This is a genomic window from Glutamicibacter arilaitensis, assembly GCF_044793945.1.
Classification (GTDB): domain Bacteria; phylum Actinomycetota; class Actinomycetes; order Actinomycetales; family Micrococcaceae; genus Glutamicibacter; species Glutamicibacter arilaitensis_B.
In genome coordinates, this window is sequence record NZ_CP084994.1 from 2728437 (window position 1) to 2741757 (window position 13321).

Below are 13321 nucleotides of genomic sequence, written 5' to 3' on the forward strand. Positions count from 1 at the left end.
ACCGCTCATCAAAAGCTAAGATGGAATGGTGACTTCACAGACTATCGCCACACCATACGAAGACCTGCTGGCCGACGTGCTCGCGCATGGCGCCGCGAAGGAAGACCGCACCGGAACCGGCACGCGCTCAGTTTTCGGCCGTCAGCTGCGCTTCGACCTGAGTGAATCCTTCCCGCTGATCACCACCAAGCGGGTGCATTTCAAATCGGTGGCCGCGGAACTGCTCTGGTTCTTGCGCGGCGAATCCAATGTGAAATGGCTGCAGGACCAAGGTGTGCGCATCTGGAACGAGTGGGCTGATGAAAACGGCGAGCTCGGCCCGGTCTATGGCGTGCAGTGGCGCAGCTGGCCGACCCCGGACGGCGCGCATATCGACCAGATCTCCCAGGTCATCGACTCCTTGCGCAGCAACCCCAATTCGCGCCGGCACCTCGTTTCGGCCTGGAACGTCGCCGAAATCCAGAAGATGGCTTTGCCTCCCTGCCACGTGTTCTTCCAGTTCTACGTCGCCGAGGGCAAGCTCTCCTGCCAGCTCTACCAGCGCAGCGCCGACATGTTCCTCGGCGTTCCCTTCAACATCGCTTCCTACGCGCTGCTGACGCTGATGGTCGCCCAGCAGCTCGACCTGGAGCCGGGCGAATTCATCTGGACCGGCGGCGACACCCACATCTACACCAATCATCTGGAGCAGGTCCGCGAACAGCTTAGCCGCGATCCCTACCCCTACCCGAAGCTTGAATTCGCTTCCAAGCCGGCGTCGATCTTCGACTACACGCTGGAAGATTTCGTGCTCAAGGATTACCAGCATCACCCGACCATCAAGGGGGCCGTCGCCGTATGAGTCCACGGCACGCCACCGGCCAGCAGCCGATGATCGGCGCGATCTGGGCGCAGGGAGCCAACTCGATCATCGGCGCCGCAGGCACCATGCCCTGGCATGTGCCAGAGGATCTCGCCCATTTCAAGCGCGTCACCGCCGGGCACCCTGTGATCATGGGGCGCAACACCTGGGAATCCTTCCCGGCCAAGTTCCGCCCGCTGCCCGGGCGCAGCAATATCGTGCTGACCTCCCGCGCCCACGAGCAGCTGCGCGCCGACGGCGGAATCCCGGCCGGCGACCTGAGCGAAGCGCTGGATCTCGCCCGGCAGAGCCCGGGCAGCGAAGAGATCTGGATCATCGGCGGCGGACAGCTCTACGCCGCGGCGCTGAGCCTGCTCGACGTTGCGGTGATTACCCGGCTTGCGCTGAGCCCCGAGGGCGATACCAAAGCCCCTGCGCTCACCGACGATTTTAAACTCTCCGCGGCCGACCCGGCCGGGGCATGGCACAGCTCAAAGAGCGGTATTGGCTACCGCTTCGAATCTTGGACCCGCGAAAAGGACTAACCAACGTGAAAAAATATCTTGGCGAGCTCAAGAGGCATTCCGAGGCGCTGTTCATCCTCGGCTACATGCTCTTCCCCCTGCTGGCACTGGTGGTGGCGGGCTTGGGCTTCTTCATGGTGCTCAGCGGCAGCAAGGTCTTCGGGCTGATCATGCTGCTGGTCCCCACCCAGCTGTTCATCTTCGGCGCGATGTGGGCCATCAACAATCGCAAGAAGCTGCTGGAGGAAAAGTAACTCTTCGGCTTCCACGAATCACACTCGATCCCTGCTGGGCCTCGGGTGTGATTCTGCTTTAACTGCTGTAACGAACCCGGCCAAGAACCAGCGCGCGCCCTACCATGGAGATATGACTTCATCTGTTGGATTTGTTGGTTACCGTGGCATGGTTGGTTCCGTGCTGATGCAGCGCATGCTCGACGAGGGCGACTTCGCGCAGCTCGACCCGGTCTTTTTCTCGACCTCGAACGCCGGCGGCGCAGCCCCGGCCTTCGCCGAAGGCGCCGGCGCGCTGCAGGACGCCTACGATCTTGAAACCCTGGCCAAGCTGCCCATTATCGTCACCGCGCAGGGCGGGGACTACACCTCCAAGGTCCACAGCGAACTGCGCAGGGCCGGCTGGGACGGGCTGTGGATCGACGCCGCCTCCACGCTGCGCATGAACGATGACTCGGTGATCGTGCTGGACCCGGTGAACCGCAGCGTGATCGACCATTCGCTTCTCGCCGGAGTCAAGGACTTCGTCGGCGGCAACTGCACCGTCTCGTGCATGCTCATGGGACTGGGCGGGCTGTTCAAGAACAACCTGGTCGAATGGGGCACCTCCATGACCTACCAGGCAGCTTCCGGCGGCGGCGCCCGCCATATGCGCGAGCTGCTCACCCAGTTCGGCCACCTCAACGAGCACGTCGCCTCCGAGCTCCAGGACCCTGCCTCGGCCATCCTGGAGATCGACCGCAAGGTCCTCGCCGCGCAGCGCGGTGGGCTGGACGCCACCCAGTTCGGCGTCCCGCTGGCCGGCTCGCTGATCCCGTGGATCGATGCGGACCTGGGCAATGGCCAGTCCAAGGAAGAGTGGAAGGCAGGGGTCGAGACCAATAAGATCCTGCAGACCAGCGGCGAAAAGCACATTATGGTGGACGGGCTGTGCGTGCGCATCGGCGCGATGCGCTCGCACTCCCAGGCGCTGACTCTGAAGCTTAAGGAGGACCTGCCGGTCTCCGAGATCGAGTCCTTGCTGGCGGGGGACAACGAATGGGCAAAGGTCATCCCGAACACCAAGGAAGCCACGGTCGACGCGCTGACCCCGGTCGCCGCCTCGGGCACCCTGGACATTCCGGTGGGCCGCATCCGCAAGCTGGAAATGGGTCCACAGTACATCTCGGCATTCACCGTCGGCGACCAGCTGCTCTGGGGCGCCGCCGAGCCGCTGCGCCGCATGCTGGCCATCGCCCAGGGCCGCCTCTAAGCACAAGTCAAAGCCCCTTCGAACTTTTCGTTCGAAGGGGCTTTTGCGCGCTATCTAGAGCGCCAGGCCGATCAGCAGCGGTTCGTTGACCAGCGTGATGCCAAATCGCTCGTGGACCCCTTCGCGCACCGCGCGGGCGATGGTCAGCAGATCCTCTGCGCTGGCCCCTCCGCGGTTGGTGATCGCCAGGGTGTGCTTGGTGGAGAGCGCCGCCCGGCCGCCTGCCAGCGCGTAGCCCGCGGTGCCCTGAAGCCCGAAGCCCTTGGAAAAGCCTGCCTGATCGATCAGCCAGGCCGCCGACAGCTTCACCAGGCCCGCCTCGGTCACCGGGTAATTAGGTGCGTTCTCCGGCAGCCGCGTCAGCGCCGCGGCCGGGACGATCGGGTTCGTGAAGAAGGACCCGGTGGAGTGCGAATCGGGGTCGTTCTGGTCGTACACCATGGCCTTGGAGCCGCGCAGCTCCAGCACGCTCTGGCGCACCAGCGCCGCTGGCGCGCTGTCGCCGGCCCCGACGCCGAGCCGCTTGGCAAGTTCCGCATAGCGGATCGGCGCAGAGCTCTCGGTGCGCCGCAACCGGAAGCCGGCTTCCAGCACCACATAGCGCGGCGATCCGTTCGCGGAAGTTCGCTTGATCAGCGAGTCGCGATAGCCGAAGTCCAGCTGCGCGTTGTCCATGGTGAGCTGCTCGCCAGTGTTCCGGTCGTAGAGCCGCGCCCATTCCAGGGTCTGTGAAATATCGGCGCCATAGGCCCCCACATTTTGCACCGGGGTGGCCCCGGCGCAGCCCGGAATGCCAGAAAGCGCTTCCAAGCCGCTGAGCGATTCGACAAGGCTGTATTCCACGGTGGCATCCCAGTTCTCGCCGGCTGCCACGCGCAGCAACGCGGTGTCCTCGGTCTGCTCTTCCACGCGCACCCCGCGGGTGGCGATCTGGATGGCGGTTCCGGGGAATCCAGCATCGGAGATGACCAGATTCGAGCCGCCGCCGATGAGCAGCATGCTCTGCCCGGCGGCGTCGGCGCCGGCGATGGCGGTAATCAGTTCCGCTTCGGTGGTGGCCCGAACCAGCCGCTGGGCCGGGCCGCCGACCTGCGATGTCGTCAAATTCTTCAGCATGCTCCTACTTTCGGATAGTTACGTGTGCTAGCTGCGCTCGGAGGGACGGTACCCTGCCATATTGGAGGAAAGGCAGAAGGCGAGCACCACCAGAATCGAGATGCTTCCCAGCGCCGGCAGCAGCCCGATCACCCCGGCCAGGAGCCCCAGCAGGGGCGGGCCGCCGAGGAAGGCGCCATAGCCGATGGTGGAGACCACCGCTACTCGGGTGGCCGCATGCAGCGGATCGTCCGAGGCGGCGCTCATCGCCAGCGGGAAAGTCAGCGCGACGCCCATCCCCCACACCGCCAGGCCGATGAAGGCCAGCGGCAAACTGCCGCCGAAGGCGAAGAGCAGCACGCCCGCCAGCGCGGCGATCGCGCTGGCTTGAATCATCCGCACGCGGCCCAGCCGCAGGATCAGATCCCCGGACAGCAACCGGGTCAGGGTCATGGTGCTCACGAACACGCCGTAGCCTATGGCGCCGACCGCTGCGCTGCTTTGGTAGCCGTCGGCCAGCGCGAGGGCCACCCAGTCGCCGGCCGCACCTTCGGCCAGGGCCATGCCCAGCACCAGCACGCCGAGCAGCACCGTCTGCGGTTCTTTCCACGCCGCCTTCAGCGAGGGCCCGGAGCCGGTGCGCGCAGTCCTGGCGAAGTCCTCGCCGAAGTACCGTGCGCTGCAGAGCACCGTGCCCACGATGAGCAGGCCCATCGCGCCGTAATGGTATTGCAGGGGAAGGCCCAGCGCGGCAGCCCCGGCCCCGATGCCGGCGCCGAGCACGGTGCCGATGGAGAAGAAGCCGTGCAGGGCTGGCATGACGCTTTTGCCCAGCGCCCGCTCCATGGCCGCGCCCTGCACATTGGAGGCGACATTCCACGAGGCGGTCCCCAGGCCCTGGGTGAAGAGGAACGCTCCGGTCAGCCAGGTGGAGCCCAACGCCCCGGAGCTGACCCCGACCAGCAGCAGCGAACTGCCAGCTATGCTCGCCGCGCCGCGCATGACATTGGTGGCTCCAAAACGCAGAACTGCCTGCCCCGAGAGGGCTACCGAAAGGAAGGAACCGGCGCTGAGGCAAAGCAGCAGCAAACCGACGTTCGCGTGATCCAGCTCCAGCGCATCGCGCACCGCCGGCAGCCTGGAAACCAAGGCCGAGATCAGCAGTCCGCTGGCCAGGTAGGCCGCCATCAGCGAATTGCGCCAGGCGGTTACCGCGCCGGGCGCCTCGCCTATGGGGTGCTTGTTCAGAGCTGCACCACGGCCTGGCACTTCATCAGCACCTTGGTTCCGTTCGCCGATACCGTCAAGTCCACGCGCGCGGTGCGTGCTTCTTCGTCCAACGCGCCGATCTTGCCTTCGATGTCGATGGCGGTGCCCGCCGCGTCGCTCGGGTTGCTGCCCGCTGGATCCTCGACGATGACCGGCTTGGTGAAGCGGGTTTGGTAGTCCAGGATCGCGCCGGGGTTTCCGACCCATTCGCTGACCAGTTCGATCACCGAACCCATGGTGAACATTCCGTGGGCGATCACCGAGGGAAGCTCGACTTCCTTGGCGAAACGCTCGTTGTAGTGGATCGGGTTGAAGTCCCCCGAGGCCCCTGCATAGCGCACCAGATCGCCGCGGTTTACGCTAACCGTCTTCGAACCGATGACCTGGCCCTTTTCCAGGGTGGAGAATTCGATCATGGCCTAGTCCTCTGCTCTTACCAGTAGCGATGAAGTGGTGGTGGCGACCTTCTCGCCGTCCACGGTGGTGATTTCCGAGCGGGTGGTAATCATCGCTCCGGCACCCATTTCGCGGACCTGGTCCACGTAGAGTTCGGCGAGCAATTCGTCGCCGGCAACGATCGGGCGGTGGTGGGTGAACCGCTGATCGGCATGCACTACGCGGGAGAAGTCGATCCCCGAAGCCGGATCCGCGATGAGCTGGGCATCGGCACGCTGCGCGATGATGATTGCGAAGGTTGGCGGGGCAACCAGGTCCGCGTAACCCAGATCGCGGGCCGCGCTCACCTCGAAGTGCGCCGGGGAGCTTGCCTTGGTTGCCGTAGCGAATTCGCGAATCTTCTCGCGTCCTACCTGATAGGACGCACCAGCGGGGTAAATACGCCCCACGAGGTCAGGGTTGATACCCATTGGTTCTCCTGAACGTTGTAAGTGGCTTTTGGTGACCTGGTTACTTTTTCTTCTTGGCGCGCGGGGTAGCCAGGCCATTGGCGATGCGCCAGTTGCGGGTGTCCCGGGCACGAACCGCCAGCGCCACAATGTGGCACAGCATGCCAACGACCATAATGCAGATTGCGGTGTAGACCAGCGGCAACGAAGGAATGTTCGACCCGATGATTGCCAGAATGATTCCAAAGCCCATTACACCCATGGCGGTGAACACAAGCTTCTTGTAACGCGGAGAGGCCGCTTCCCATGGAGTGTTGGTCATGGCATCCAGTTTAGTTCAGAGTGCGCCCCGCAGCGCCCAGCGTGAAGCGAAATCGCCCGTGAGACTCAGAACAGTGGCGATTGCTCTTCGAAGAACTCGCCTCGCTGCTCTTTCACGCTCACCACACGCGTCTTCAGTTCTGCAGCATCTAGCAATCGAAAGGTTGTCTCCGCGCCGCTGTCCACGAGGATCGTCTGGCCAAGCACCCCGCGGATACGCAGATTCAATTCGCTGCCCGGAACCGCTCCGGCCCATGGATGGATGGACTTCGCATCCCACGCGCGGATCACTTCTCGCGCAAATGACGGTTGCTCCCACTGCTGATCCAGCAATTCCACGCCATAGGCCGACAAATCGCCCTGGGATTTGAGGAAGGCTTGCGTGCGTTGCGCGGCCGTTGCATTCGCAGCGTCCAAACTCGCGGCATCCATTTCCCAAGAAGTCAGTCCTTTTACCTTGGATTTTTGTCGAATTTGTTGTTTCAGACCCACATGTTCGGTGACAAGATCTTCCAGCACGCGGATCGCTGCGCCATCCACGGCCCGTGCGACGTAGCGCGCTGATACCGCCCCCTGTTGCGCCAACCGCGCCCATTTGCTCTGCGTCGAGGTCGTTCCAACCTTGGTGGCCCCTTGGGCGAAGCTTGCGACGTAGAGGAAATGCGGTTGTTCCAGGTATTTGCGCAATCCCTCAGGCGCTTCGCCGGTCTTGTGAAATTGGTGCATGAATTTGCTTTGGTCCAATCTTCGGCAACCGTCGCATTGAGTACCGGTATTCAGACCCTTGAGCTTCGGGCAGGTATGAAGGCTGCGTGAACCATCGGCGCGCATGCTCACATATCCAAGGCAGAACTTCGTCTCCCCCACGCTCAGCGTGATCGATCGGTTCTCACGTAGTGGTTCATTGATCCACTCTTCGCCTCGGCGAAGTCGCAGCATTGGAGCTGGCTCATTTTGCGAAAAACTAATCCCGTGACAGAGCTGCCGGTTTTCACGTTCGAGAATCATCCGACCCTTTCAAAAAGTCCTGCACTCAACGTTAGAGCGTTAAACACCATGAAGATGCACTCCCAACATGTATCTAGTTCATGCCCAATTCTTAGAGGACAGGATTATCGTGGAAGAAGTTGACGAAATATTGGTATGCCCCCGGGCCTACTACTTTATGCAGAGGTGGCCAAAATTTCTCCCCATTCAGAAGATCATCACGCCGTCCTACCTACTCCGATCAGCAATTCCGGTGGTGGTGACGGACCGCTAGCCTATGACTTCGCGTTGTCTCTTCGACAGTCGCTCCCCAAGTTCATGATGGAATACCGCTTCGCCGCGGACGAAGTTTTGACCAAGGTTTCGATCCTGCGCGAGGAATTCTTGTACTTGCATAAGTACAACCCGATCGAGCATGTCACCTCTCGGGTGAAATCCCCGGAGAGCATTCTCCGAAAAGTTGTTAAGCGCGGCATCGATCCGGCTCTTCCGTCAATCCGAGCAAATATTACCGATATTGCGGGGATTCGAATTACCTGTAGCTTCATCAAGGACACCTATAAGATCCTTCATACGCTCACGTCGCAGAACGATTTGAAGGTGCTTCAGATCAAGGACTACATCAAGAACCCGAAACCTAACGGGTATAAAAGCTTGCACTTAATCTTGGAGATTCCGGTATTCCTGTCGGAAGGGCCAGTCCCGGTGATTGTCGAGGTACAGATTCGCACCATCGCCCAAGATTTCTGGGCCACTTTGGAACACAAGATTTTCTACAAGTACGAAGGCTCCGTGCCTAAGCATTTGGTCGAGGAACTGACGGAAGCGGCCGGCGCAGCCGAAAAACTTGATTTCCAGATGCAACGGCTTCATACCGCCGTGCATGGGCACGATGCGAATGCGGGAGACCCCGCTACTGGTGAACCATTTGATGAAGACTTGCTTGAGCAGGTCCGCGCGTTGGCGCTGAAATCCTCGTCGAACACGACTGGCAATATGGAAAAGCGTTAGAGAACGAAGAAAGCCTCGAAAACTTAGAAAGTTTTCGAGGCTTTTGTCGGTAGCGGCGCCGGGACTCGATCCCGGGACCTCACGATTATGAGTCGTGCGCTCTAACCAGCTGAGCTACGCCGCCACAAGTGGGAAATCATCCTGTAGAAGCCAAGAAGACTTCCCACTCAGAGCCCCCTGCCGGAATCGATCCGGCGACCTCGTTCTTACCAAGAACGCGCTCTACCACTGAGCTAAGGGGGCAACAGGTAAATACTTTACACGGATTTCTCAGCAAAGAAAAATCGGACCAACCCCACGTGAACCGAATGCCAAATTTTCACAAAGCCCCAAGTCGGAATCACTATTCCTATTCCTGAATCCTGGACTTTCAACACCTCTCAAGAAAAAACCTACCCGTGACGCTACTCACTCCAAGCTACCTACCGCAGATACAGGTCCGAAGCTCTTTCCTTCGAATCACTTTCGGTCTACTCAACCCAGTCGGCCAGGGCGGCAACCGTCACCGCTCGCCAGATGCGCCATTGCCGCACGGCGCCTCATCTCCCGCTCGGAAATACGCAGAACCCCTACTGAGCGCGTATTTTGTGAGGTCGAGCACTTACCTGCCCCTGATTTTGAAAACACAAAAATTGTGTGTAAAGTATTTACCTGTTGCCCCCTTAGCTCAGTGGTAGAGCGCGTTCTTGGTAAGAACGAGGTCGCCGGATCGATTCCGGCAGGGGGCTCGGATAAAAGGGAGAAAATCTGTAAACAGATTTTCTCCCTTTTTGCTTCCCAAAAACATTTTCGAAAACTGCGCACGGGCCACAGTCCTCGTTGCACACAGCCCGGGCACCGACCTCTTGCCCGTTAACGGGCAATTCTTGTCGAGTCAATCAACGGCGTTAACGCCACTGCCTGCGACTCTTCATTAACGTTATCCACAAGCGCTCGACCAGGTAAATTTCCACTAGTCCACAGTTGGTAAACACCACCCCAAACCGTCCCAACCACCCCGTACAGTGGAAACATGTTCGAAGAACAGAACGAAGCCAACAAAGACTTCGAAACCCAGCCCCCAACCAGGCCACCCACCCCAGGCGTCCTGGACACCCCCATGCCCTTCATCGAAGACCTCAACACCCGCCTCGCCACCACCTTGCAGCACCGCGACAGAGCCACCCTCACCCAGAGCATCGACGACCTGGAACGCCTCAAAGCCAGCTGCAGCGCAGCCCAAGCCAAACTCGCCTACCACTACGAAAAAGAAGTCGTCCGCGCCCACGAAGACCGCGGCATCCATATCGACCGCAGCGAACGCGGAGCCGCCGCAGCCATCGCCATCAACCGCCGCCAATCCACCCACGGCGCCTGCAGCTACCTCACCTCCTGCCGCATCCTCAACGAAGACACCCCACACCTGGCCCACGCCTTCGAACAAGGGGACCTCACCGAGCGACAAATACTCGCCATCACCGCGCCACTCCAAGAAATCGACACCAACCCCCGCCGCGAATTCGACGCCCTCTTCGCCACCCACCCGGACATGTTCACCCACCTCGGCCTCAACGCCATCACCGACACCGTCCGCAAATTCACCGAACGCTTCCAAAGCAGCGAAAAAGCCATCCAAGCCGAAGACGAAGCCGCCAATCGCCACGTCCACTTCCGCAAAGGCAAAAATTGCGTCCTGCTCAGCGCGAAACTCCCCCTCATCGAGGGCACCGCACTAGCCAAATCCATTAAAGACCGCGCCAAAGCAATCCACCGCACCGGCCAAGACCCCCGCACCAAAAAACAACTCCAAGCAGACATGCTCATCTGCAGCCAACTCGACGGATTCCCACCCAAAATCCCGCTGTTCCTGGACGTCAAGCTCATCATGACCGACAAAGCACTATTCCTCGGCGACCGGGAACCAGCAAACCTGCCAGGCTACGGAATGCTCCCCGCGCAATACGCCCGCGAACTAGTCGCCGGAGCCCGAGTAGACCTCAAAGACCCCTTCCACCTCACCGTCCACGATGACGAACTCAACCGACGGATCTGCACCTTCCCCGAAATCCAACGAATCTACACCGCCCCAGGGAATCAAGACCTCATCGCCATGGACTCCAAAGCCCGCGAATTCCCCGAAGGACTCAAAGAATTCATCCGAATCCGCGACGTGCACTGCCAAACCCCCTACTGCAACGGAGTCCCGGAAGAAATCGACCACGTGGTCCAACGACACCTCAATGGGCCGACCACGGTCCACAATTCTTCGCTCCGCTGCTCCTTCTGCAATAAAGCGAAGGAACTGCCGGGCTGGTATGAAAAAGTGGATCCGTATCTGCCCCATTCCATCGTGATCGACACCGGAGACGGACGGACCTACCGCTCCTTGGCGCCACCAGCGACGGGAGTGGTCCGGGACTATGCGCCCCCGGTGATTCACCTTCCGCAGCATCAGCAAGAGTAAACAACCCAGAAGCCTTTACTCTGCCCAGCATGCATGCGCTATCGGCACCTACATGCTGCTAGCGGTCTTCGAGTGGGCTCTTGCATCGCTGCACCAGCACAGCGAAGCCTGGCCTGCAATCATTGCCAAATGAGCGAGATCTTTGGCCCGATATCCAACGACTGTTTGTCGGACAGCAAGGGTAGTGCAGCCTCGACGGCGGTAAGCGGCTCGGTGGCCAACTAGCTGAGAGTCGAAGCATTACTCTCTAGAAGTATCAGGGTTAAATCAAAGCACCCTCCCGAGCCGTTTTCACGGCTCAAGAGGGTGCCTTCAATTCTAGTGCTTAGTAGTCCCGACGTCCGCCGCTACGGCCTGATTCGCCGAAACGGCTCTTGCCGCCGCGTCCGCCACCGCCGCCGAAACCGCCGCGCTTTTCGCCACCGCGTCCGCCGCCGCCGAAGCCGCCGCGTCCGCCGCCAAAGCCACCGGAGCGCTTCCGGTCGCCGTAGCCACCGCGATCGGAGTCTTCAGCTGGGCTGCGACCGTTGTCGAGCTCCAATTCGATAGCTTCGCCGCCGATGCGTGTCTTGGACAGTGCACGCCACTGGTCCTTGCTCAGCTCTGCTGGCAATTCGACCAGGGTGTGATCCGAACGGATATCAATGCCACCGATTTCGGAGGAGTCGAAGCCACCTTCGTTTGCCAGTGCGCCGACGATCGAGCCTGGCTGAACGCGGTTACGACGGCCAACGGCCAGACGGTACATAGCGTTGCCCTCAGCTGCAGTCTTGCGTGCACCGCGCTCACGTGGTTCGCGACGGGCGCCGCCGTCACGACCACCCTCACGGCCACCTTCGCGGTCCATACGGGCCTTCTTCGATGGTGGAATGACTGGTTCGGTCATCAGCAATGGACGACCGCCCTGAGCCATCAGTGCCAGTGCGGCAGCGATTTCCAGCTGATCCAGGTCTTCGTGCTCAGCAGCGAAACGCTCGACGATTTCACGGAAGGTCGTCAGATCCTGACCGCTGATGGTCTGATCGATGCGATCGGTGAAGCGCTGGATACGACGGTCGTTGACCGTGTCCAGGGAAGGAAGCTGCATCTGAGTCACCGGCTGGCGGGTAGCCTTCTCGATGGCACGCAGCAGGTACTTCTCGCGCGGGGTCATGAAGAGGATTGCGTCACCCGTACGGCCTGCACGGCCGGTACGGCCAATGCGGTGTACGTAGGACTCGGTGTCGTGTGGGATGTCGTAGTTGATGACGTGGGAGATGCGCTCCACGTCAAGTCCACGAGCGGCCACGTCGGTTGCGACCAAGATATCGATCTTGCCCGAACGCAGGTTCTCGACGGTGCGCTCACGCTGCTGCTGTGGGATGTCACCGTTGATGGCGGCAGCGGTAAAGCCCCGGGCCTTCAGCTTGTCGGCAAGATCTTCGGTAGCCATCTTGGTACGCACGAAGGCGATAACGCCTTCAAATGGCTCGGATTCCAGGATGCGAGTCATGGCGTCCAGCTTGTGGGCACCCATGACCTGCAGGTAACGCTGGGTGATGTTCGTACCGGTCGAGGTGTTCGACTTGACGGAAACTTCCTGTGGGTTACGCAGGTATTCCGCAGCGATACGACGGATGGTGCGTGGCATGGTTGCCGAGAACAGTGCAACCTGCTTGTCCTTTGGAGTCGACTCCAAGATCTTGTCGACCTCTTCGGCGAAGCCCATGCGCAGCATTTCGTCGGCCTCATCCAGTACCACGTACTGGAGGTTGGACAGGTCCAGGGAACCCTTGTTGATGTGGTCGATAACGCGACCTGGGGTACCGACAACAACCTGTGCACCGCGGCGCAGGCCGTTGAGCTGTGGGCCGTATGGGGAGCCACCGTATACCGGCAGGACGGTGAAGTCGCTGAGGTACTTAGCGTAAGAAGTGAAAGCCTCAGCAACCTGTAGTGCCAGCTCGCGAGTTGGAGCCAGAACCAAGATCTGTGGGGTGCGAGCTGGACCGTTGAGGTCAGCAAGCTCGGCCATGCGGGACAGAGCCGGCAGCGCGAACGCAGCGGTCTTACCGGTACCGGTCTGAGCCAAACCAACAACGTCACGGCCTTCAAGAAGCAGTGGGATGGTGGCGGCCTGGATTGGCGATGGCTTCTCGTAGCCTAGGTCGGCCAGTGCAGCAAGCACTCGGGCGTCAAGACCAAGTTCGCTAAAGAGCACAGTCGGCTCTTCGGTGGTCTTTTCGTCATTGGTGTTTACGGGCATGTCAGATGACACGAAGAATTACCTCATTCGTTTGGGGAAGGCCTACCCGTCCCCAAATGAAAGAACGACGCATAGGCTACACAGTAAGAAAACTACTCACGCTCATCAAGCGCTCCCCTATGACATAAAAACCGCGCTCACACTTGGCGGAAGAAATACAACACGAGAAGGCTCTAGCCTCAAAAATTGGGCGAGATGCAAGGAAACCCTGATGTTCGCGAACACCTAATACTATCGACATAAGGGCTCATTTGT

General features: G+C 60.5%; 13 protein-coding genes and 3 tRNA genes. 7 read left to right on the forward strand and 9 right to left on the reverse strand.

Going from position 1 to position 13321, the window contains the following annotated elements:
* The first annotated feature begins 25 nt into the window (after positions 1 to 25).
* The 4 genes from LG294_RS12830 to asd all read left to right on the forward strand — a co-directional run bounded on the left by LG294_RS12830 (position 26) and on the right by asd (position 2850).
* On the forward strand, positions 26 to 841 hold the full coding sequence (locus LG294_RS12830) for a thymidylate synthase (RefSeq protein ID WP_404286295.1): 816 nt from the start codon (positions 26 to 28) through the stop codon (positions 839 to 841).
* Positions 838 to 1386: a dihydrofolate reductase gene (locus LG294_RS12835; protein WP_404286297.1), complete on the forward strand. Its 549-nt coding sequence runs from the start codon at positions 838 to 840 to the stop codon at positions 1384 to 1386. The genes LG294_RS12830 and LG294_RS12835 overlap by 4 nt, the downstream gene beginning before the upstream one ends.
* 5 nt (positions 1387 to 1391) lie before the next feature.
* On the forward strand, positions 1392 to 1619 hold the full coding sequence (locus LG294_RS12840) for an NF038396 family protein (protein ID WP_404286299.1): 228 nt from the start codon (positions 1392 to 1394) through the stop codon (positions 1617 to 1619).
* A gap of 148 nt (positions 1620 to 1767) precedes the next feature.
* Positions 1768 to 2850 (forward strand): aspartate-semialdehyde dehydrogenase, encoded by a 1083-nt coding sequence (asd, locus tag LG294_RS12845; RefSeq protein WP_404291754.1) that lies wholly within the window; start codon positions 1768 to 1770, stop codon positions 2848 to 2850.
* Positions 2851 to 2904: 54 nt separating this feature from the next.
* On the opposite strand, the gene LG294_RS12850 is transcribed toward asd, so the two are convergent.
* The 6 genes from LG294_RS12850 to LG294_RS12875 all read right to left on the reverse strand — a co-directional run bounded on the left by LG294_RS12850 (position 2905) and on the right by LG294_RS12875 (position 7319).
* A complete protein-coding gene (locus LG294_RS12850) occupies positions 2905 to 3966 on the reverse strand; it encodes a UDP-N-acetylmuramate dehydrogenase (RefSeq protein ID WP_404286301.1) in 1062 nt (353 codons plus the stop codon).
* Between the two features lie 27 nt (positions 3967 to 3993).
* A complete protein-coding gene (locus tag LG294_RS12855; RefSeq protein WP_404291756.1) occupies positions 3994 to 5133 on the reverse strand; it encodes an MFS transporter in 1140 nt (379 codons plus the stop codon).
* A 56-nt stretch (positions 5134 to 5189) separates the two neighbouring features.
* Positions 5190 to 5630 (reverse strand): MaoC family dehydratase, encoded by a 441-nt coding sequence (locus tag LG294_RS12860; protein ID WP_404286303.1) that lies wholly within the window; start codon positions 5628 to 5630, stop codon positions 5190 to 5192.
* Positions 5631 to 5633: 3 nt separating this feature from the next.
* Positions 5634 to 6080 carry a MaoC family dehydratase N-terminal domain-containing protein gene (locus LG294_RS12865; protein ID WP_404286305.1) on the reverse strand — a complete coding sequence of 149 codons (447 nt, stop codon included), beginning with the start codon at positions 6078 to 6080 and terminating at the stop codon, positions 5634 to 5636.
* Positions 6081 to 6120: 40 nt separating this feature from the next.
* Entirely contained in the window at positions 6121 to 6381 is a 261-nt protein-coding gene (locus tag LG294_RS12870; protein ID WP_404286307.1) for a hypothetical protein, read from the reverse strand.
* 65 nt (positions 6382 to 6446) lie between these two features.
* The gene (locus tag LG294_RS12875) at positions 6447 to 7319 is read right to left on the reverse strand and encodes a DUF2797 domain-containing protein (protein ID WP_404286309.1); all 873 of its coding nucleotides are present in this window, start codon (positions 7317 to 7319) and stop codon (positions 6447 to 6449) included.
* A 234-nt stretch (positions 7320 to 7553) separates the two neighbouring features.
* Between LG294_RS12875 and LG294_RS12880 the strand changes: the two genes are divergently transcribed.
* On the forward strand, positions 7554 to 8378 hold the full coding sequence (locus LG294_RS12880) for a GTP pyrophosphokinase family protein (protein WP_404286311.1): 825 nt from the start codon (positions 7554 to 7556) through the stop codon (positions 8376 to 8378).
* A gap of 50 nt (positions 8379 to 8428) precedes the next feature.
* On the opposite strand, the gene LG294_RS12885 is transcribed toward LG294_RS12880, so the two are convergent.
* Both LG294_RS12885 and LG294_RS12890 read right to left on the reverse strand, forming a co-directional pair.
* Positions 8429 to 8502, reverse strand: a tRNA-Met gene (locus tag LG294_RS12885).
* A 47-nt stretch (positions 8503 to 8549) separates the two neighbouring features.
* Positions 8550 to 8621: transfer RNA gene (locus LG294_RS12890), tRNA-Thr, on the reverse strand.
* Between the two features lie 413 nt (positions 8622 to 9034).
* Here LG294_RS12890 and LG294_RS12895 point away from each other — a divergent pair.
* Positions 9035 to 9106: transfer RNA gene (locus LG294_RS12895), tRNA-Thr, on the forward strand.
* Positions 9107 to 9390: 284 nt separating this feature from the next.
* Positions 9391 to 10821, forward strand: a complete 1431-nt coding sequence (locus LG294_RS12900; RefSeq protein WP_404286313.1) for an HNH endonuclease — start codon at positions 9391 to 9393, stop codon at positions 10819 to 10821.
* Between the two features lie 325 nt (positions 10822 to 11146).
* On the opposite strand, the gene LG294_RS12905 is transcribed toward LG294_RS12900, so the two are convergent.
* A complete protein-coding gene (locus tag LG294_RS12905) occupies positions 11147 to 13066 on the reverse strand; it encodes a DEAD/DEAH box helicase (RefSeq protein WP_404291758.1) in 1920 nt (639 codons plus the stop codon).
* Positions 13067 to 13321 lie beyond the last annotated feature (255 nt).

Bases quoted from the DNA above. Each gene is read 5' to 3' on its own strand.
- LG294_RS12860 (WP_404286303.1), bottom strand. From the start codon at position 5,630: ATGATCGAATTCTCCACCCTGGAAAAGGGCCAGGTCATCGGTTCGAAG.
- LG294_RS12835 (WP_404286297.1), top strand. From the start codon at position 838: ATGAGTCCACGGCACGCCACCGGCCAGCAGCCGATGATCGGCGCGATC.
- LG294_RS12830 (WP_404286295.1), top strand. From the start codon at position 26: ATGGTGACTTCACAGACTATCGCCACACCATACGAAGACCTGCTGGCC.
- LG294_RS12900 (WP_404286313.1), top strand. From the start codon at position 9,391: ATGTTCGAAGAACAGAACGAAGCCAACAAAGACTTCGAAACCCAGCCC.
- LG294_RS12865 (WP_404286305.1), bottom strand. From the start codon at position 6,080: ATGGGTATCAACCCTGACCTCGTGGGGCGTATTTACCCCGCTGGTGCG.
- LG294_RS12855 (WP_404291756.1), bottom strand. From the start codon at position 5,133: ATGGCGGCCTACCTGGCCAGCGGACTGCTGATCTCGGCCTTGGTTTCC.
- LG294_RS12905 (WP_404291758.1), bottom strand. From the start codon at position 13,066: ATGCCCGTAAACACCAATGACGAAAAGACCACCGAAGAGCCGACTGTG.
- LG294_RS12870 (WP_404286307.1), bottom strand. From the start codon at position 6,381: ATGACCAACACTCCATGGGAAGCGGCCTCTCCGCGTTACAAGAAGCTT.
- LG294_RS12875 (WP_404286309.1), bottom strand. From the start codon at position 7,319: ATGCTGCGACTTCGCCGAGGCGAAGAGTGGATCAATGAACCACTACGT.
- asd (WP_404291754.1), top strand. From the start codon at position 1,768: ATGGTTGGTTCCGTGCTGATGCAGCGCATGCTCGACGAGGGCGACTTC.
- LG294_RS12850 (WP_404286301.1), bottom strand. From the start codon at position 3,966: ATGCTGAAGAATTTGACGACATCGCAGGTCGGCGGCCCGGCCCAGCGG.